Source organism: Pseudomonadota bacterium (genome assembly GCA_039815145.1).
Lineage (GTDB): Bacteria > Pseudomonadota > Gammaproteobacteria > Steroidobacterales > JBCBZW01 > JBCBZW01.
In genome coordinates this window covers 1-19,779 of the sequence record JBCBZW010000095.1, presented here as the reverse complement: position 1 = coordinate 19,779, position 19,779 = coordinate 1, and the positions used below count along the sequence as shown (strand labels likewise).

14 protein-coding genes are annotated in these 19,779 nt (G+C 63.1%); 10 read left to right on the top strand and 4 right to left on the bottom strand.

The annotated features are described in order from the left end of the window. From AAF184_18655 to AAF184_18645, 3 genes are all read left to right on the top strand, one after another. Positions 1-1,064 (top strand): iron ABC transporter permease (locus tag AAF184_18655; GenBank protein MEO0424366.1); only part of this gene is annotated, 1,064 nt, incomplete at its 5' end. Continuing rightward, on the top strand, positions 1,061-1,858 hold the full coding sequence (locus AAF184_18650; protein ID MEO0424365.1) for a heme ABC transporter ATP-binding protein: 798 nt from the start codon (positions 1,061-1,063) through the stop codon (positions 1,856-1,858). The genes AAF184_18655 and AAF184_18650, both read left to right, overlap by 4 nt. 29 nt (positions 1,859-1,887) lie before the next feature. Continuing rightward, positions 1,888-2,190, top strand: a complete 303-nt coding sequence (locus tag AAF184_18645; GenBank protein MEO0424364.1) for an antibiotic biosynthesis monooxygenase — start codon at positions 1,888-1,890, stop codon at positions 2,188-2,190. Between the two features lie 387 nt (positions 2,191-2,577). Here the strand turns inward: AAF184_18645 and AAF184_18640 are convergent, their stop codons facing one another. Then, positions 2,578-3,717 (bottom strand): PepSY domain-containing protein, encoded by a 1,140-nt coding sequence (locus tag AAF184_18640; GenBank protein MEO0424363.1) that lies wholly within the window; start codon positions 3,715-3,717, stop codon positions 2,578-2,580. 9 nt (positions 3,718-3,726) lie between these two features. After that, positions 3,727-5,895 carry a TonB-dependent receptor gene (locus AAF184_18635; protein ID MEO0424362.1) on the bottom strand — a complete coding sequence of 723 codons (2,169 nt, stop codon included), beginning with the start codon at positions 5,893-5,895 and terminating at the stop codon, positions 3,727-3,729. A gap of 96 nt (positions 5,896-5,991) precedes the next feature. On the opposite strand from AAF184_18635, the gene AAF184_18630 reads away from it, so the two are divergent. From AAF184_18630 to AAF184_18600, 7 genes are all read left to right on the top strand, one after another. Next, positions 5,992-6,861, top strand: a complete 870-nt coding sequence (locus AAF184_18630; protein MEO0424361.1) for an AraC family transcriptional regulator — start codon at positions 5,992-5,994, stop codon at positions 6,859-6,861. A 281-nt stretch (positions 6,862-7,142) separates the two neighbouring features. Beyond that, the gene (locus AAF184_18625) at positions 7,143-8,543 is read left to right on the top strand and encodes an imelysin family protein (GenBank protein MEO0424360.1); all 1,401 of its coding nucleotides are present in this window, start codon (positions 7,143-7,145) and stop codon (positions 8,541-8,543) included. A 47-nt stretch (positions 8,544-8,590) separates the two neighbouring features. Next, a complete protein-coding gene (locus AAF184_18620; GenBank protein MEO0424359.1) occupies positions 8,591-10,285 on the top strand; it encodes a di-heme oxidoredictase family protein in 1,695 nt (564 codons plus the stop codon). 167 nt (positions 10,286-10,452) lie between these two features. Further along, positions 10,453-11,718, top strand: a complete 1,266-nt coding sequence (locus AAF184_18615; protein MEO0424358.1) for a di-heme oxidoredictase family protein — start codon at positions 10,453-10,455, stop codon at positions 11,716-11,718. A 17-nt stretch (positions 11,719-11,735) separates the two neighbouring features. After that, positions 11,736-12,929: an imelysin family protein gene (locus AAF184_18610; protein MEO0424357.1), complete on the top strand. Its 1,194-nt coding sequence runs from the start codon at positions 11,736-11,738 to the stop codon at positions 12,927-12,929. A gap of 6 nt (positions 12,930-12,935) precedes the next feature. Continuing rightward, on the top strand, positions 12,936-14,039 hold the full coding sequence (locus AAF184_18605; protein MEO0424356.1) for a DUF1513 domain-containing protein: 1,104 nt from the start codon (positions 12,936-12,938) through the stop codon (positions 14,037-14,039). A gap of 25 nt (positions 14,040-14,064) precedes the next feature. Continuing rightward, the gene (locus AAF184_18600) at positions 14,065-16,329 is read left to right on the top strand and encodes a TonB-dependent receptor (protein MEO0424355.1); all 2,265 of its coding nucleotides are present in this window, start codon (positions 14,065-14,067) and stop codon (positions 16,327-16,329) included. Between the two features lie 155 nt (positions 16,330-16,484). Here AAF184_18600 and AAF184_18595 read toward each other — a convergent pair whose 3' ends face one another. Beyond that, positions 16,485-18,752 (bottom strand): TonB-dependent receptor, encoded by a 2,268-nt coding sequence (locus tag AAF184_18595; GenBank protein MEO0424354.1) that lies wholly within the window; start codon positions 18,750-18,752, stop codon positions 16,485-16,487. A gap of 696 nt (positions 18,753-19,448) precedes the next feature. Beyond that, positions 19,449-19,779, bottom strand: a 331-nt coding sequence (locus tag AAF184_18590; protein MEO0424353.1) for an SDR family oxidoreductase, incomplete at its 5' end; no start/stop codon positions are given.

The following is a 19,779-nucleotide window of genomic DNA, read 5'->3' as shown; positions in this document are numbered from 1 at the left end:
CCGATGCCCTAGCGGGTGAGTCGACACCGACGCTCCCGATGGATGACGAGCGTCGCCGCCGCGGGCGCCAGCGTCGGGTGCTGGGCCTGCTGCTCACGGGACTCCTGATCGGCGTCGTCCTGGCGTTGAAAACCGGCGCCGTACCGATCACCTGGGGTGCCCTGGTTGGCGCGGAGGGCGACGCGAAGGCGTTGCTCGAGCGCACCGTATTCGTTGAGATTCGCAGCCCCCGCGTGTTGCTTGCGGCGTTCGTCGGTGCCGCGTTGGCGCTCGCCGGCGCCGTGCTCCAGGGCCTGTTCCGCAATCCCTTAGCGGACCCCCAACTGATCGGTGTATCCAGCGGCGCTGCCCTCGGCGCGGTGGCGATGATCGTGCTGGGGGAGGCCATCGCCTGGCCGCTTTGGTTCGCCCATTACGCGGTTCCCGCCTCGGCGATCACCGGCGGCGTGCTGGTCACCGCCTTCCTCTACCTGTTCTCGCGCTACTTCGGCAACTTCAACACCGTCACCATGATCCTCGTTGGGATCGCCATCAACGCGCTGGCGGTGGTGGGCGTCGGTGCCTTCGAATACTTGAGCGATGACACCCAGCTGCGCACGCTCGTGTTCTGGATGATGGGGAGCTTCGGTCGTGCGACCTGGCCCACGATCATCCCGTCGCTCCTGGTGATCTGCCTGGGCGCGGTGGTGTTGCTACGCCTCGGCGATCGCTTCGATCTGCTTCAGCTTGGCGAGGAAGGTGCCCGTCACCTGGGCGTAGACACTCGGCACCTCACGCGTATCGCTATCCTCGCCAGCGCCGCCGTGGTCGGCGCCGGTGTTGCTGTCTCGGGGATCATCAGCTTTCTGGGGTTGGTCGTGCCGCACCTAGTGCGCTTGCTCGGTGGACCCTCCCATCGGTACGTCCTGCCCGCGTCGGCGTTGCTGGGTGCCTTGATGATGGTGATGGCGGACCTTCTCGCGCGCACCCTCGTGGTGCCGGCGGAGCTTCCCGTGGGGTTGGTGACCAGTGCCATCGGCGGCCCATTCTTTCTCTGGTTGATCGCCCGCGTGAGGATGCGATGAGCCTGCTCGAGGCCCAAAGTGTGAGCTACACGGTTCGGGAGCGGGCGTTGCTCTCGGAGGTCTCCCTGGCCGTGTCGCCGGGAGAGTTGGTGGCGCTGCTGGGGCCGAACGGGGCGGGCAAGTCCACCTTCCTGCGTCTGCTGGCGGGGGAACTCGCGCCCGCGAGCGGCACGGTGTGTCTCGACGGCGAGGCCCTCGCCGGCATGTCCCTCGACCGCCAAGCGAGTCGACGTGCGGTCATGACCCAGGCGTCGGGGATACTCTTCGATTTCACGGTGGATGAGGTCCTGCGCATGGGGTGGGCGCCGAATCGCTGGTTGGGCGAAGAGGCGCTGGCAAGGGCGCAGGCGTGGGTGATCGAGCAGTGCGATCTCAGTGTCCTGCTGGGCCGCCTGTTCAACAGCCTGTCGGGCGGTGAGCAGCAGCGTGTGCAGTTCGCCAGGGCGCTCATGCAGGTCTGGCCGAGTCTTGGTACGGGCGACGAGGCCCGAGACCCGCGCTACCTGCTGTTGGATGAACCTACCGCCAGCTTGGATCTAGCCCACGAGCTCCTGCTCATGAGCACCGTCGCTCGTCTCTGTCGGGAGCATCGCCTCGGCGTGGTCGCCGTGGTGCACGATTTGAATCTTGCGGCCCGCTTTGCGGATCGCATCGCGCTGTTGGCGGCGGGCCGCTTGCAGCGCGTGGGGACGCCGGCGCAGGTGCTGGAGCCAGCCCTGCTGAGCCGCGTCTACGATGTGTCCGTTCACGTCACTCGCTTGGAGGCCGACGAGCGCCTTCTGGTGACTACCTGATTTCTACTGCCAATGGGGGTTGAACAACGATGTTTATCGCGATGAACCGATTCAAGATCGCACCGGGCTTCGAGGAAGGCTTCGAGCGGGTGTGGCGTGAGCGAGACTCTTACCTGTCCGAAGTACCGGGATTCAAGACCTTCTCCCTGCTCAAGGGGCCGCAGCACGAAGACCATGTGCTCTACGCCTCGCACTCCGTGTGGGAATCGAAGGAAGCATTCCTGGCCTGGACGGAGTCAGAGGCTTTCCGCAAGGCGCATGCCCAGCAGTCTGCGCCGAAAGGTACTTACCTTGCCCATCCGGACCTCGAAACCTTTGAAGCTGTTCTTTGATCCCGTGGGTCACTCGTCGCCCCGGCCGCCAGGGCGACGAGATGCAGGTTGGGTCCGTAGCGCAATTGGCTAGGTTAGGTGATTCATCGGCGAGTTCGTCCTCCTGGTGTCTGCTCTTAGCTAAGTTGCAAACTCATCGCTCATGTCTCGTAGGAGTGACTCGTATACATCGCCAGCGGCACTACTTCCCACCGCTCGTCGGTGGCGGTGCGGTGGCGCGCAAGGCAAGCGCGCTTGCGTAAGCGCCAATGACCGCTAGCGTGCATCCAGCCGCACCATCTACCCACGACTCGTTCACCAAAGCTGCGTAAAGCGATACTGTGCTGGCGGCTGCCGTTCCGAGCGGGACCAGCCACAGACGTTTCAGCGCGCGAATTCTGCGTTTACTCACGATGGTGACCCCGATGGTAACGAGTCTGTGCTCCGCTCTCGATGACGTGTACGACGACGTTGCCACAACACGACCCCACTCAAGAGAAGCACGATGACGGCGGCATCGAGTAGCGCCCAGGCGATCTTTAGGGTTAGCCCACCGTAGTCGCCGAAGTGAAGCGGCTGAGACAGGAGCAGTAGTTTGATGTAGAAGGGGAACTCAGGGGCTCCGACGAACTCGCCGGTGTAACCGTTTACGATAACTGGCTTGAACAGGCGGGAGGCCAACGGCGTCCGTCCCGTCTGGAAGATCAAATAGTGGCGATCGCTTGAGAACTCTGTGCCAGGAAACATAGCGAAATAGAAATCAGAGTTAGGCATTCGCTGCGATGCCTGGCTGTAAGCTTGTTCGAAGGAGCTTAGCTGAGCGTTTGCTTCAACGGTTGCCGTATCCGTCGCCACGGCTGCCTTCATCCCGGTCATGAGCCAGAGCTGGATGATCGGTGCCCCCACCGTATTGATCGTGCCCGTGAGAGCCACGGTGAATAGCCACACCGCTAACACCATGCCGAGGGCGTTGTGCAGCCAGGACCATCGTTGTCGCCTGCTACTGTGGGATGAGGGGCCGCCATAAGAGCGGTTACCCATGAAGGGCGCGTAGATAACGCCGCCACTCACCAAGGCGACGAGCAGTAGCACGCTCATCAGGCCGAGGAACAACGTTCCGAGCTGTCCAGCGAACAGCTCGATGTGCAGTTGCGCCAGGAATCCCAGCACGCCGTCGTACTCACCACCCGCGGCGACGATCTCTCCTGTCGTATTGTCCAGCTGCACCTGCTCGCTGATGGCGAGTGGCGCGTCTGCGCTAGCCCCGAATCCCACTACCGTGATCCCGATCGCCGTGGGTTCGCGATAGACAAACTGGGGTACGGCTTCGGGTCTTGCGGCCTGCGCTCGTTGCAGCAGAGCGTCGAAATCAAGCCAGTTCTGTTGATCCGTATCGCCGCCGTGTGCATGGCTGAGCGACTCGAGCTCCTCGGCGAATACGAGCGGGAGACCGGTTATACAAGCGATTAGTACGAAGAGCGTACACACGAGGCTTGACCACTTGTGCACCCAGTACCAACGGGCTAGTGAACGGTTGGGGGTATGCATGAGTGAGTTCTACCAGTTGAGGCTGAAGCCGGCGCCGACGACACGTGGGTCCGCTGCGCGACCGATCGGGTCTGGCACACCGATCACGCGGCGATCGAATACGGCCAGCTCGTAGTCGTCGTCGAGAAGATTCTCGCCGAAGGCGAAGACGGACCAGTGGTCACCTCGGTAACCGATGCGACCACCCAACAGATCCCGCGCGCGGATGGCGGTGAAGTCCGGTGAAGCGAGTTCTGTGTAAGCGTTGTCCACGTGCGTGTATGTCGTCGCAGCGAACCAACCTGTAGGCGACTGATAGGTCAAGCCGAGTGCTACGTTGAAGTCTGGAGCGCCGGGGAAAGGCTGCCCCGTCAGGTCTTGACCATCTACCGTGAACTCCTCGAACTCCGTGTCGCTAACGCCTACGGCCAGGAAGACCGAAAGCGAATCGGTTACCTGTGCCTGCACATCAAGCTCGAGACCGAACACCGACGACGAGCCAGCATTGGCGATGAACTCATCCAGGCCCGGGAACCCTCCCTCGGGTGTGAAGGGGACTTGCTGGTCACGCCAGTCGAAGTAGAAGACGTTAGCGCTCAGCGTCACCCGATCGTCGAGTGTGCGATGACGGAAGAAGAGCTCGTAGTTGTCAATGAACTCCTCATCGTAGGGCCTGATCTCATCAAGGATGAGCCCCACTGCGAAGCCGCCGCCCTGATAGCCGCGGCTGTAGAGAGCGCCGATAGAGCTCTTGCCGCTTATCTCGTACCGTAGCGAAGCACTAGGTAGTGTCTGCGCAAAGTCCGCTTCACCTTCGAAGCTCACGGGAGTGCCCACTTGGTCAGTCAGCAGAAGCTGGGCGCGCTCCTCCCTGTTCAAGCGCAAGCCGAGTGTCGCATTGAGACGTGGCGTGATGGTGACGCTGGCTTTGGCGAAGGCAGCGAGTTGCTGCACCTCCTCTTGCGTCGTCTGAAATTGGCTGAAGGGAATGAAGTTGCCGTCCTCGCCCGGGAGAAGTCCCTGGAAGTCGAAACCGTTCTCGAAGCGAGCATCGGAGTAGTAGAGTCCAGTCAGGAGTTGCAAGCGCGTTGTGGTGTACTGGAAGCGAATCTCCTGGCTCAGGATCTCCTCGCTGACCTCAAAGTCGATGACGAACAGAGGCGCGGCGCTGGCATCTCCATCCAGGCGCTGGGTGGAGGTGAAGTCGCCGTACCCGGTGACGCTCTTCAGGGTCCAGCGATCGTTGATCTCCCACTGTGCTTCCAACGAGAGGAAGTCGAAGGACGAGGGGTAGCTGTCTGGCTCGTCCACCGTCTGGATGCGATCGAACAAGTCCTGTCCGATCGCCTCGTTGGCTTCACTGTTAGCGAAGGGATTGGAGTCTGACCGGTTGCGCAGGTAGGTGAGATCTATTAGGAGTCGCTCGTCTTTGAGCGGCTGCAGGCGAAACTGCGCCCGGACCGTTTCCTCATCCGTACGCTGCACGTCGTCTTGACCGGTGGTGGGGTTGGTGACGGCGCCGTCGCTTTGGCGCGTTTCCAGCGTGAGGCGGGTGGCGAGCACGTCGGAGATCAGTTCAAGGTTTTGCATGGTGGCGAGTCGTAGCGTGCTGAGCTCACCGAACTCGCCTAAGGCGTTGCCTTCGTAGCCATCGAAGGTGGGGTCGTTGTAGTCGATCACGATGGAGCCGATCAGCGCGTTCGGTCCCTGGGCCACGGACTGGGGACCGCGCAGGACTTCCACCACACGCGCGTCGAAGAGGGATGGCTTCACGTAGTCCGTGGCGGAGATGCCGAGGGCAGTGCCGTTGATGAGCACAGTCGAGAGGGCATTCGCTCTGCTGAAGCCATCCGTCACGTTAGTGCTCTTGACGCCGCGAATGCTGTAGGCGCCGAACAAGGTGGCTCCCGTGAAGGCGTTGGCGGTCCGGTCGAAGATATCCTCGACGTTCAGGATGTAGTCGTCGCGTAGGCGCTGTTCGTCGAGGTAGGCAACGCTCTGCGCTACCTGCGAGCGTGTCTCGTTCAGCTTGCTGCCGATCACCAACACGATTTCATCGACCGTAGCCTCGCTCGCGCTCGATCCGGAGGAGGCGTCTTGCGGCCAGGCCGGTGATGCGCCGGTGATGAGGAGAGCGGTCAGGGTCCATGTGGCAAAGCCGGCCATGGCGCTCGACCGGAAAGTGCTGGTCAAATCCATTGTTTCGCCGCTACAATTACGAATGAGATTCGTTATTGATAACGTCCCCTAGCAACTCCGTCTGCTCCATTTGTGCGAAATCCAGAGCTGCCTTCATTGACCGCCGCGCAGGCGGAGACCTTGGCCGAGGTGCAGGCGCTCGGCACACGAATCGAGTCCTTCAGCCTTGCTGAGGACCGCAAAGCGCTCGTCTACAAGTCACGCTTGCAGCGGTACGCCGGCGATTCGCCAGGCCCTGATGGGATTCATCTCGTGATGCTTCTAAACGGTGGTGGGCGCTTTCGCTTCGCCTACGACGGCATCGACTTCGATCGTCGAATGGCCCCGGGCAATATGGCCCTACGCCTTGGGGGAAGCCGTGCCGATGGGCATTGGCCAGAAGCCACCACGTTGCAACTGGGCGTGGAGCAGCGGCTGATGTTGGAACTCATGAACGATGCCAACGGCGGTGTGCCCGTGGACGTGGAAGCGCTTGCGTCTAGCGTGCTGGATTCAGGCCCTATGCGGCACCAGTTCATTCGATGCTCAGAGGTCGTCACGGATGCGGTGTCGCCAGCTCTGCACCGAGAGGAGCAGCTTCTCGGGCTGGCGAGCGCGCTGATGCGACACTGCACGATGCCTCCAGCACGCAAAGTCCGTGAGCGTCCTCTCTCTGCTCTACATGCTGAGCGGGTGCGTGAGTACATCAATGATGTGGGTGTCCTACCCCCCACCATCCAACAGTTAGCGAGGCTCTGTGATCTCAGCCGCGCCCATTTCACCCGTGCCTTCAGCCTATCGTTCGGCGTAACGCCCTCACAATACGTCAATCAGGTTCGCATGCGTCGAGCGGCGACCTTGCTGCGTGAGGGACGAGGAAACGTGCTCGACATCGCCCTTGAGACTGGCTACTCCAACCCGTCGAAGTTCGCAGCCGCCTTCCGTAGGGGGTTCGGTGTCGCTCCCACCGAGTGGCAGCGGCTCTAGGTAGTATCGCAATCGCGCGATGTTCGATTGCCCTGAGGGCTGCACACCGCTACTGATCAAACGCGCAGTGGACGTGTCTGGGTCACCGGGTTAAACAGCCTGCTGCTCCGGCCTACTTGATGTCTGTTGGCCGAACTATCCTTCACCTTCCGAAGGTTATTGCGCGATACGGAAATGCATCGAAGGCGGCAATCTGTTGCTATCGCGCATGCCGTAATGCAAACTATCTCGCTAATACGACGTATTCGTATCTACAACAACGCTTCTACTCGGGGATCATCATGCAAACCTGTTCGCCACTCACGCGTTTGGCGCTCGCCGTGCCATTTGCGTTCTTTCTGGTTGCCTGCGAAGGCGACGATGGGGTCGCTGGGCCCGCCGGCGCTCAGGGGCCTGCGGGACCTGCAGGGGACGACGGCGTCGCGACGTTCGTGACCCGCGACGATGTGGTCAAGACCAACGCCAACATCGCCTTCAAGGCCTATGGCGACTCCTACCTACTGGCGCTGGACCTGCGCGACGCGCTGCAAGCGCTGGTCGATAACCCGACCGAGGAGACCTTCGCGACCGCCAAGGAGGCATGGCTGGCATCACGCGAGCCCTATGGCCAGACCGAGGTGTACCGTTTTCGCGGTGGGCCGATCGACGCTCTCCTTCCGGACGGCAATATCGGTATGGAAGGCGATGGCCCCGAAGGCAGCATTAACGCTTGGCCCTTGGGCGAGGCACTGATCGACTACGTGGCTAACCAGATCGATGGCGACGAGGGCCCCGAAATCGATGGCTCTACCGATGCGGTAACGCCCAACATCATCGCTGACTTATCCATCACCATCGATGAATCTGCCGTGCGCGACAACTTCGAGCTGGGTGGCGATGAGCGCAATGTGACGAGCGGCTACCACGCGATCGAGTTCCTCCTGTGGGGGCAAGACCTGAACGCGGACGGCAGCGCCACACCTCCCCGCGATGCGAGCGGCGGCCAGCGCCCGGTGAGCGACTACTTTACGGGTGGTGCCTGTACGAGCGGCACGGGCAACGCCCAGCCGGACGACATCTGCGTGCGTCGAGGTCAATATCTGCTGGTGGCCGCCGACCTGCTGATCGAAGACTTGAACGCGGTGGTCGAAGCCTGGAACCCGAATGGTACTGACAACCACTACGCCGCCTTCGTGGCCGGCGGTGATCAGTCCCTCGCCCTGATCCTGGAGGGCATGGGCCGCCTCGGCTTCGGCGAACTCGCCGGCGAGCGCATGGCTATCGCCCTGCTCACCAACAGTCAGGAAGACGAGCACTCCTGCTTCTCAGATAACACCCATCGCGACATCTTCCTCAACGCCAAAGGCATCGAGAACTCATTCCACGGCGAGTACACCGGCATTGACGGTGAGATCGTCTCGGGCGCCGGCATTGACGACCTGCTCGCCTCAGAGGGGATGGCGGAACTCGGCAACAGCTTACGAGGTGCGCTGGAAGACACCATGATCCGCGTCGGCGTGATCGATCAGATGGCCAAAGGCGGTATGCCCTTCGACACGCAGATCCAGCTTGGCATCGCCGAGCCCAACGTCAATGGCGCCATCGATGCGCTATCGGCGCAGACCGATGACATCGAAGCGGTGATCGTCGCGCTCGGCCTGACCACTGGCGACCTGCGCCAGGATACGGATCAGGACATCTGATAACGCCCTGACAGTTGTGTCTCTTTCCTGCGCGGGAGTCCAGACGCGTGTTGAGAGCTAGTCCGTGGGTGCTGATGTGCGTAGCCGCTGTCTTCCTGACCGCCTGTGGTGGTGGGGGAGGCGGTGGCGCAATCGGCGGCGGTGTGGGGACCAATCCGCCGCCAGACACAGCCCCGCCGCCCGATCCGGATCCTCCATCGGAGGATCCTCCTGAACTCATCCCGCCGTTAGTGGCGGGTGAACGCTTTTCTGGTGGCGACGCCACCGGGACGTTGATCAATGAGCGCGCGTTCAGCAATGCGCCGCGCGCCATCGAGACTGACTTCTCGGCCGATGCCAACTTCAAGGCAGGCAACGCGATCTTCCGCAATGACCACGAGGGTCAGGGACCGATTCTGAACGCACCGACGTGTCAGGGATGCCACGTGCGGGACGGGCGAGGGCGCGTGCCGCCCGATGCCTCGTCACCGTTCACGTCCATGTTCTTGCGCCTCAGCCTGGGCAACGACGCGAGCGATCTCGCTGTCGCCGACCCCACTTACGGTACCCAGCTGCAGATCTTCGGCGCTGCGTCCTTCGAGGGCGCAGACCCGAGTGTGGGCTTGGCGCGCTTCGGTGGCGGTGCTACGGAGGCCATCGGCGAGGCTTTCGCGTTCATCGAGTACGAGACTGTCGAGGGCCAGTACGACGATGGCGCATCCTATCAACTACGTAAGCCGATATATTTCGTTCGTGACCTGAGCTACGGTGATTTCGTCGACGGTATCCTCTTCTCGCCCCGTGTAGCCCAGCAGATGATAGGTCTGGGCTTGCTCGGGGCCATTGAAGAGGCTGACGTTGCGGCCCTAGCCGACCCGCAAGATACCGATCAGGATGGTATTAGCGGGCGCATGAACCGTGCCTTCGACCAAACCACGGGCGAGCAGGCTCTCGGACGCTACGGTTACAAAGCCACTGCAGCCTCGGTGCTACAGCAGCTGGTCGGCGCCTACCGTGGCGATATCGGCGTCACCAGTGCCTTTGCCACCGAAGAGCCGTGCGCGCCAAACCAGGCCAGCTGCATCAACGCCGCCCTGTTGGAGCCCGATAGGCACGAGGGCGATGTTGATATTCCTCTTATCGAGCTCGCCCTAGTCGAGTTCTATTCGCGCCTGCTGGCCGTGCCGCCGCGTCGTGGTTTCGATGAGGCGAGCGAGACTTGGGACGATCAGATCGTACGTGGCCGAGAGCGTTTCTTCGAAGCCGGCTGCGGCGCCTGCCATCAGCAGAGTTTTGTCACGGGCACGGCACCAGGCAGTGTGCTCGGCGAGATCGAGCTAAACACACTGGTGCCGGACGCCCCGCCGATCGCAGTGCTGTCAGGCCAGACGATCTACCCCTACACCGACCTGCTGTTGCACGACATGGGCGGCTCCTGTGAGCCGATCGTGCGAGAGGACGGTGCGGGTGGCGCCTGCGCGCCCGGCGATGATTGCCATTGGGTGCAGCGCTGCGAGGGGCTGGCCGATGGTCGCCCAGATCTGCTGGGGAGCGGCGTCGAGTGGCGCACAGCACCGCTTTGGGGCTTGGGCCTGGTGCAGACGGTCAATCCCGATGCCTCTTACCTGCATGACGGCCGCGCTCGCAGCATCGAAGAGGCCGTCTTGTGGCACGGCGGCGAAGCAGGGCAGGCCCAATCGGCGTTTCGCGCCCTCGCCGCCGATGAACGTGCGGACCTACTGGCCTTTCTCGAGTCCTTGTAGTGCGCACGCCGATCGGAGAGAGGGTGGCAGGCCTATCGCTGCTTTCGGTCGCGGGTGCCCTGGCGATTGCCGCAACTATGATCGGTGGCTGTGAGCGCTCGCCTTCCGCGCTACCTAGGGCAGGTGCTAGCTGGACCGCACCCACTAAGGCGGGCAAAGACCTGGTGGTGCCGGCCGCCATCCTCGAGTCCCGGGCCAAGCTGGACTTTTGGGTTGGCTTCGCGTTCTTTCGCGATCCCTGGGTGAGCGCTCCATCGTCCACCACGGCGCGCGATGGACTCGGCCCCCTGTTCAATGCGCATTCCTGTATCGCTTGCCATGTGGTGGGAGGGCGGGGGGATTCCCCACGTGCCGATGCGGCGACGCCCGCCGTCATCCTCAAGGTCGGTGCCGTCGGGGATGCTACCGGCAACCCGCATCCGTACTACGGTCATCAGTTGCAGACGCGGGGCACGGCGAACAGTGCGCGCCCGGAGATGGCCGGTGAGGCGCAGTTGCGAATCAATTACGAGCCACGCAAGTACGTGCTGCGCGATGGTTCCGAACTTGCTCTGGCCGCACCGCAATACCGCCTGGCGCCGCCGACCGACCGTTCTCTGCCCACCGGGGGCGATGCGTATTCGCCGCGGATCGCGCCACCCCTCTTCGGTTTAGGCTTGCTGGAGGCCATCCCGACCGCTCGCCTGCGCGAGCTTGCAGATCCCAACGACGCCAATGGGGACGGGATTTCCGGTCGTATCCGCTGGCTCTCCGCTGCACCTGGCGACGCACCACAGGTGGGGCGCTTCGGTTGGAAGTCGACACACGCCAGTGTCGCCCAACAGACCGCCACGGCCTTTGCCGAAGACATGGGCATCACGTCTGCGCTGTTCGCATCGGAGCCCTGCGCTGCGATGGGGCAGCTTCCCTGCGAGGGCCCTTCGGCCGGCGACGATCCGCATGAGGGCGTCGAGATTACGGCGGGTTTGTTCGACCGCGTGGTGCACTTCGTCTCGCACCTTGCGCCGCCTGCCCCGCCGCCGCCGGCTGCCGATGTGGTGCGAGGAGAGGGGGTGTTTGCCCGCCTTGGCTGCGATGGCTGCCACACGCCCTCGCACCTGGTTGCTACTGCCACCCACTGGTCTGGCCTTCGCGCCTTGGAGACGATCTGGCCCTACACGGATCTGCTCCTGCACGACATGGGCCCCGGTCTGGCGAGCGACCTGCCGGAAGAGGGTGCTGCGGGTGCCGAATGGCGCACGCCCGCCCTCTGGGGCCTCGGCGCGAACCTCGCGGCTAATCCGGATGCGGGGCTGCTCCACGACGGCCGCGCACGCACCGTGCCGGAGGCCATCGCCTGGCACGGTGGTGAGGGCGAACAGGCTGCCCAAGCGTTTCTTTCACTAAATCGGTATGAGCGCGACGCCCTCGTAGCGTTCATCAAGGCCCTTTAACCGGATTGGAGACTTCCATGAATACCGCGAGACCTACATCGATGCTCGCCTGCCTGCTCGTCTCGTTGCTGCTCGCTGCCTGTGGTGGTGGTGGTGGCGGTGGAGGAGGGGGCGGTGGCGCCGACGATGGTGGTGGTGGTGGAAACGCTGGCGGTGGAGGAGGGGGCGGTATGCCGCCTGCCGACGATGACCCCCTCGGTCCGGTCGGCACGCTGGAGGAAGAGCAGGATCGCCTGTTTATGGCCATCGGGCTCGATGTCATCGAACCGGGGTACGGCGTCATGAAGGGCGGCATGGATGCAATGGAGGAGGCGGCCGCTTCGTTCTGTGCGGACCCTGCCGCCGGCGATCTCGACGCCCTGCGCGATGCCTGGCGGGCGGCCATGCTCAGTTGGCAGGCCATGGAGATCGTCCGCTTCGGTCCCGTTGAGGAGAGCAGTCGCCGTCAGCGCATTCAGTTCTTCCCGGACAACAACGATGCTGTGATCAACAATGTCGGTCAGATTTTGGATGGCACGCAGGCCATCGACGAGACCCTGGTGGCCGGCAGCCCCGTGGGCGCCCAGGGGTTGCCCGCGCTCGAGTACCTCATGTTCGAGGTGGTGGGTTTCGACGACCCGACCGTCGGTGCACGACGCTGCGAGTTGCTGGTGGCTGTCGCCCAGAACCTCGCGACGATCGCCGATGAGCTCGCCAACGCTTGGGGGTTATCGGGGCAGCTGCTCGCTGATTTCACGAGTGCCAGCGGCAGTTTTGCGGATCGTACGGAAGTGTTGACCGAGATTCTCGAGGCGATGGCGCTGCAGACCGAGTTCGTTGCCGACGAGAAGATCACGCGCCCCCTCGCCGTGGGAGTAAGTGCCACCGAGTCCTTCCGCTCTGAGCACTCCAAGGAGAACCTCGACGCCAACGCAGCGGCCCTTCGCCAATGGATGGATCTCAACGGGGAGGAGACTGACTACGCCTTGCGCGCTTACCTCAATCGTGCCCACGACGCGGATGCGATCCAGCAGCAGCTCGACACTCAGCTCGAGCAGGTGGAGACGGCACTCGCCTCTATCGATGCGTCGCTCGAGGCGCTGATCCTCGGTGAAGCGACCGGCGATATCGATACGGTTCGCTCCGCGATGCAGGACTTAGCGGATTCGTTCATCGATGCGGCCATCGCATCGGACGTGAATCTCGGTTTCAACAACCAGGACGGGGACTAAAACCCCATGCCGACTCGCCGCACGCTGTTGCTTGGCGCAGGTGCCGCCGTCGCTCTTGCGGCCGCCGGGTGCAGCCCCGCGGCCAAGCAGGGGCCTGGGCGTCGTTTCGTGAGCGGCGCCACGGACCCTGCCGGCAAGCACCACGTTGCCGCGTTCGACTCGCTCGGGCAGTTGCATTTCTCCACGCCAATCGACTTCCGTGCCCACGAGATGGCTATCGCTCCTGATCGGCAGTCGGTAGTGGTGGTGGCCCGCCGGCCGGGACGTGAGTTGGTGCGCCTGCGCCTCGATGACGGCGCCGTCGTGGGCAAGGCCACGGCCGCGCCGGGACGTCACTTCTTCGGCCATGGCATACACACGGCGGACGGTGGCTTCCTCCTCACCAGCGAGAACGACTTCGAGCAGCAGCGGGGCGTGATCACCGTTCGTGATGCCACGACCCTAGCAGCGATCAGTGAGTTCGACAGTCACGGGATTGGGCCCCACGAGATGCGCTGGTTGGCGGATCAGCGCACCCTGGCGGTGGCCAATGGCGGTTACGGGATGCACCCCGACTACGGGCGGACGAGCCTCGGTGTGGCGCAGATGCGCCCCAGCCTGACGTTCGTCGATACGCTCGATGGTCGCCTGCTGGAAGAGGTCCGTCCCCTCGAGCAATTCAATAGCGTGCGCCATATCGATGTGTTGGCGGACGATCGTGTAGTGGTGGCGATGCAGTACCAGGGCGAGGACGGTCGCGATGTCCCCCTCGTCGCAGTGTCCGCCGACCAGCCGCTGCTGTCCCAGGTGGACATGCCCATCGCTCCCTTGCGCCAACTCGCCCAGTACACCGCCGACGTCTGCGTCGATCGAGCCACGGGCCATGCCGTGGCCACCTGCCCGAGGGGCAGTCGGGTGACCTTCTGGGATGCCGCTCGCGGCGAGTACCGAGGCAGCATCCGTCTACCGGATGCGGCCGGGGTGTGTGTAGACGAGGCGGCCGAACAGTTCGTTGTGACTTCGGGTCGCGGCACAATCTATCGCGTGGATACGCGCGCGCTGGAACTGCTCCCGCAGCATACCGTGCGAGTGGCTGGTTTGAGCTGGGACAACCACGTGGCGTTGGTCTGATTCGCCCATCTCTCTAGGAAGCGTTTTGAATAAGAAATACCTTGCCGCGGCGGCACCATTGCTGGCGCTTATCGCTAGCGGCGCGCACGCCCAGGATGTCGGTACGGATATCGAGGCGCCCGTGCTCGAGGAGATGACCATCATCGGCTACCGAGGTGGCGCCACCCACGTGCCGGGCGGCGCCACGGTGATCAACACCCAGGACATCCTCGCGTTCAACCAATCGGATATCCAGCGCATTCTGCGCCAGGTGCCGGGCGTGTCGGTGCAGGTGGAAGACGGCTTTGGTTTGCGCCCGAACCTCAGCATCCGCGGCACCGCATCTGAACGAAGCGCGCGTATCACTCTGCTCGAGGACGGTGTACTGATCGCGCCGGCACCCTACTCCGCCCCCGCTGCCTACTACTTCCCCACCGCCGGACGCCTCGCGGGCGTCGAAGTGCTGAAGGGGCCCGCGGCCATCACGCAGGGGCCCTACACGGTAGGTGGCGCCATCAATCTGTTGTCGACGCCCATCCCGGAGTCGCGCTCGGGGCTTCTAAACCTCCAGGGCGGTGATGATGCCACCGGGCGTTTGCACGCCTACTACGGCGAAGATGCGGGTCGCTTCGGCTGGCTGGTGGAAACGCATCAGTGGCGCAGCGACGGCTTCCAAGAGCTGGACACGGGCGGCGATACGGGGTTGGAGAAGCAGGACTACATGGTGAAGCTGCGCCTGCGCAACGACGAGGGTTCGGCCGTCCGTCAGCAGCTCGACCTCAAGTTACAGTACGCCGAGGAGTCCTCGGACCAGAGCTATCTCGGTCTCACGGACGCCGATTTCGACGCCAACCCCCTGCGCCGCTACACCGCCTCCGCGTTTGACAACATAGATACGGACCATACGCAGGTGATGCTGCGCCACCGCCTGGACACGGACGGCGGCTTCTCACTCACCACCACCGCCTACTACAACGACTTCGCGCGCGACTGGTTCAAGACCGAGGAGCTCGACATCACGGGCAGCCCGGATGCCCAGACCTTCAACGGCGTGAGTTGGTTCCAGGTGGTTCAGGCAGTCAATCAAGGCTTAGGGCTGGGGCCCGCGAGTGCACAGGACCTTGCGGATATCCTAGGTGGTGGGGATACGGATGATGGTGCCATCCAGGTCCGCTCCAACGCGCGCGAGTACTACGCCTACGGCCTTCAGGTGGACGCGCGCTGGGACCTTGACCTCGGGTCTACGCAACATCGCCTCACCGCATCCATGCGTCGGCATACGGATCACGAGGAGCGTCTGCAGCGAAACAGCACCTACACGCAGCTCGACGGCGAGCTGATACTGGACGACCTCGGGCTGCTCGGTAACGCAGGCAACCGCGAGCAGGATGCGGATGCTTGGGCCCTCTACGTGCGCGATGAAATCACCTTTGGCGCCGTGACGCTGTCGCCCGGTCTGCGCTACGAGCGGATCGAGCAGGAGCGCGTGGAGTACGAAACTCGCTCGGGGTTCACTGATGATCCTTCCTCGCGGGAGGTCAGCAACGTTCGCGAGATCCGTGGGAACAACACGGATGTGTTCATACCCGGGATCGGCGCCACGGTGGATATCGGTCAGCGTTGGGTGGGCTACGGCGGCGTGCACCGTGGCTTCTCTGCACCGGGCAACGCGGCGGGTGTCGATCCAGAGGAAAGCACGAATTTCGAGCTAGGCGCCCGCTTCGCCGCCGGCCGTACCGTTGCGGATATCGGCCTGTTCCTCACCGACTACGACAACCTCGTGGGCACCTGTACGGCCTCGTCGGGCCTCGACTGCGAGGTGGGAGACGCCTTCAACGGAGATGCCGCCACCGTCGCCGGGGTGGAGCTGACTGCCTCCCATTCCTTCGAACTCAATCGGCGCTTGCGCATTCCCCTATCGCTCACCTACACGTACATCGACGGCCAGTTTGACAGTGACATCGCCGATACGGACTTCTTCGGCGAAGTCACCGCCGGCGATCCCTTGCCCTACATCTCTGAGCATCAGGGCTTGCTGCGCGTGGGCCTGGAGGGTGCCGACTGGGGCCTCTACGCGTCCTACAACTTCACTGGAGAAGCCTGCGTGCGCGCGAGTTGCGGCCCTTTTGAGGCAACGCAAGCGAGCAGCATCTTCGATGCCTCGGCGTTCTGGGTGGCAACGGATCGCATCACCCTCACTGCGACCGTGGAGAACCTCACCGACGACGCCGTGATCGTGGCGCGCACCCCATATGGGGCTCGGCCCAACAAGGCTCGAACCGCTGTACTGGGGATCCGTGTCGGCCTGTAGCGCGGCAGGTCAGCGGGTTTGCGGTGGTGCAGAACACGGTTGATCGGCAGGCGTGCGAGTCCGCTATCAATCCCCGCGTAACACCTCTATGCCGGTGGAGCACGTTTTATGCTGATGGCGTGTGAATGTCTTTGCATGCGGTAGCCGTTTTTAAGTCAGAAGCGGAAGTTGGCTGCGATGCCGAAGCGACGGGGCTGGTTGACGTTCACAACTGACGTGCCAGCAAAAAACACCTGCTCGTTGCCGGTGCCTGTATCGACACTGGCGTTGTTGTTGCTCGTGATGCGTCGCTGATCGAGCAGATTGTCCACGTAGCCAAAGACCTCGAGTCGGTCAGCGCGGTAGCCCAGACGAGCATTCATTAACACATTGCTCTCCACCTCGTTGAGCGGCAGATTGGTCAGGTCGGAGAACTGCCCCGCTGTGTAGTTCACGTTGAGGTCGGTGAACACGCGCGAGGTGATGTCTGCGCTCAGTCCCGCGGAGATCTGCCAGTCGGGGGCGAGGGGGAACTCGTTACCTGCAAGATTCTCGAAGGGGTTCCCGGCCGCTGCGGGAGGCGACACGGCGAAGGGGAAGTCCGTGAACTCGGTGTTCAGGTATCCCACGGTGACGAAGCCATCGATGCGATCGGTGATCGTGCCGAAGGCAGCCACCTCGAAGCCGTAGAATTCAGAGGTGCCGGCGTTCACCGTGAGCGTGTCCAGGGGAGTGTTGGACGGGCCTGGGATCGAGAGCTGCTGATCATCCCAGTCGGCGTAGAAGAGGTTGACGTTCGTGGTCAGGCGACGACCGAACCACTCGGCACGCAGGGCGAGCTCGTAGTTGGTGAGGAATTCGGCATCGAAGCTGCCCAGCTCAGCGCCGCCGTCGGGTACCACCCGCAGGAAGGCGCCGCCTGCGCGGTAGCCGCGCTGGACGCCGAAGGACAACGAGCGAGCATCGTCGAAGTTGTAGGTCACCCCAACGCGAGGTAGGAAAGCGCTGAAGCTCGCTTCCTGGAGGGGGTCGAGGTTCGGCGGTGGCAGCAGTGCGACGCACGGAATCGGATCGGGAATGAAAACGGTGCAGGTCTCCGGCTCGGCGCTACCACGCACCAGGAACCCCGTCGTCTCGAAGTCCTCATCGTCGTACCGAGCGCCGACCTCGAAAGACCAGCGTTCGTTCATGTCGTACGCGAGCTGGGCGAAGGCCGCGTAGTTGGTCGTTGCAGAGTTGTTGGTCAGGGTGAGAATGGCGATGGAGTCAGGCGGGTCTACGGGCGCTGGAAACGCCGCGCTAGCGACCAACAGGCTCGAGAGGGTTTCGGACTCGAGCGTGTCGTCGTAATAGTAGGCACCTACCCAGCCAGAGAACTTGCCGGCGCTGAAATTCAGTCGTAGCTCCTGGGAGAAGATCTCGTTCGATTGCACGTTCGAGCTATCTTGTCCGTTCGGAAACTGACCAGGTGCCTGCGGGTCGCCGAAGACCCCTTCACTCGTAGAGTCCTCGTAGGTGGTGATCGCGACGATGTCCAGGTTCTGGTTGATCTCGTAGCGGATGTCGCCGACGAAACGAAGGGCCTCACGTGTTGACTCATCGGGCGCGGTGAAGCTGTCTTCCTCGGCAAAATCGAACTCGAGGAATTGCGGGTCATCGGCGGGGAAGGGGATGCCGAAGTTGGCGAAGTCTCCGTTGTCCGTCTCGATATAGTCCGTGATCAACTCGACACGTAGGCCCGAAACGGCGTTCGGTTCGATGAGCAGCTTGCCGCGCAGGCTAAGGCCCTCGCGGAATTGCGCTGGATCACCGGTGAACGCGTTGTCTGGCTCGCCGTCGATGCCCTGGAAATCGGCGGTCAGGCGAAATGCGAGCTGATTGTCGATCAACGGTCCCGATACGGCTCCTGAAAACTGGCGCTCGTTGAGGTTGCCGTAGCGCAGTCGCGCGGCGTACTCCCAGTCGTAGGTGGGGTCCTTGGTGTTAACCACCACCGCGCCGGACAAGGAGTTGCGCCCTTGGAGGGTGGATTGGGGGCCGCGCAAGATCTCGACCGACGCGACATCCCACAGGCTGTTGATTCCCGCTGTTCCGACGAAGCTAAGGGGAGAGCCATCGACATAGATGTTGGACGTCACGCCCGTGCCGGCACCGCCCACGCCGTTTCGACCGACACCACGAATCGAGATGTCGCCGGAACTGCCCCCTGCGAAAGAGGATACGTTGGGGGTGCGAGCGTAGAGGTCTTCGAGGCTGAAGGCGACGTTCCGATCGATCCGCGACTCGTCGTAGAGTTCGACGGAGATCGCCGTCTCCTGCAGTGTCTTATCCGACTTCGTGCCGGTAACGATCACCTCCTCCAAGTCTGTGGTCTGTGCGCTGCTGGCCGCCGCGCACAAGCTCAGGGTCAGCGCGATCGAGGGATGGGGGGCGGCGTGCCGCATTGAGAGTTTCCTTGCATCGGAGGTGGGCATCGCTGCCAGGCGCCACTAAGTGGCAATCGAGGCGCTAGTGTAAATGATTTGCATTTAGAAATGGACTGGTATTGGCAAATAATTGGGGCACCTTGTTAGGTCTTGGACATGCAGCACCTCTCGACATCGTGTCTGATGGCGGGTAGCTGCCGCGGCCCGCTCCACCTCGCGAGGCAGTTACCTCGCTCATCCGGATCCCGACCCCTAGAAGCCGTGCTCTGGGCCCGCTGACCACTCGTCGCCTCGGCCACCGGGGGCTATACTCCGCCCCGGTTGGGCCTGTAGCTCAGTTGGTTAGAGCAGGGGACTCATCGGCGCGCTGGCCGCTTCAGGCGCAGCGCCGCTGGTGCCTTCGGGGGGAAACCCCCGGAGTGGACGGGATGAATTCAGGGAACCCGCAGCGGGGGCAGCGCGCCCGACCGGCGGCAATCCTGAGCCAAGCCGGCGGTACACCGCCGGAAGGTGCAGAGACTACCTGAGAGCTGGTGCGCGTCGTCGCCCACCGAGTGCTCTTGATAACAGGCATCGAGCGTCCCGCACCCTAACGCGCTGCGCGCAGTGGCGAGGGTGAAGAGATAGTCCGCGCCCGCGGGAAACGGCGGGGTACAGCGAATCCTTTGGTCGTAGGTTCAAGTCCTACCGGGCCCACCATTTCTCCACCTGCGCCTAGCGCCCCCCGGCCACCTCGATAAACGCGCCAGTGGTGTAAGCCGCATCCTCCGATAGCAGCCAGGCGATCGCCGCCGCCACCTCATGGGGGTGCCCTCCGCGACCAAGGGGAAGGTCGGTCTTCACACGATCGACTCGCCCCGGCTCACCGCCGTCCGCGTGCATATCCGTGTAAATGAACCCGGGGCGCACACAGTTCACCCGGATGCCCTCCGCCGCCACTTCCTTGGCCAGCCCGGTGGTGAGTGTATCGACCGCCCCCTTGCTGGCCGCGTAGTCGACGTACTCGTTAGGTGCGCCCAAGCGCGCGGCGACGGAGGAGACGTTG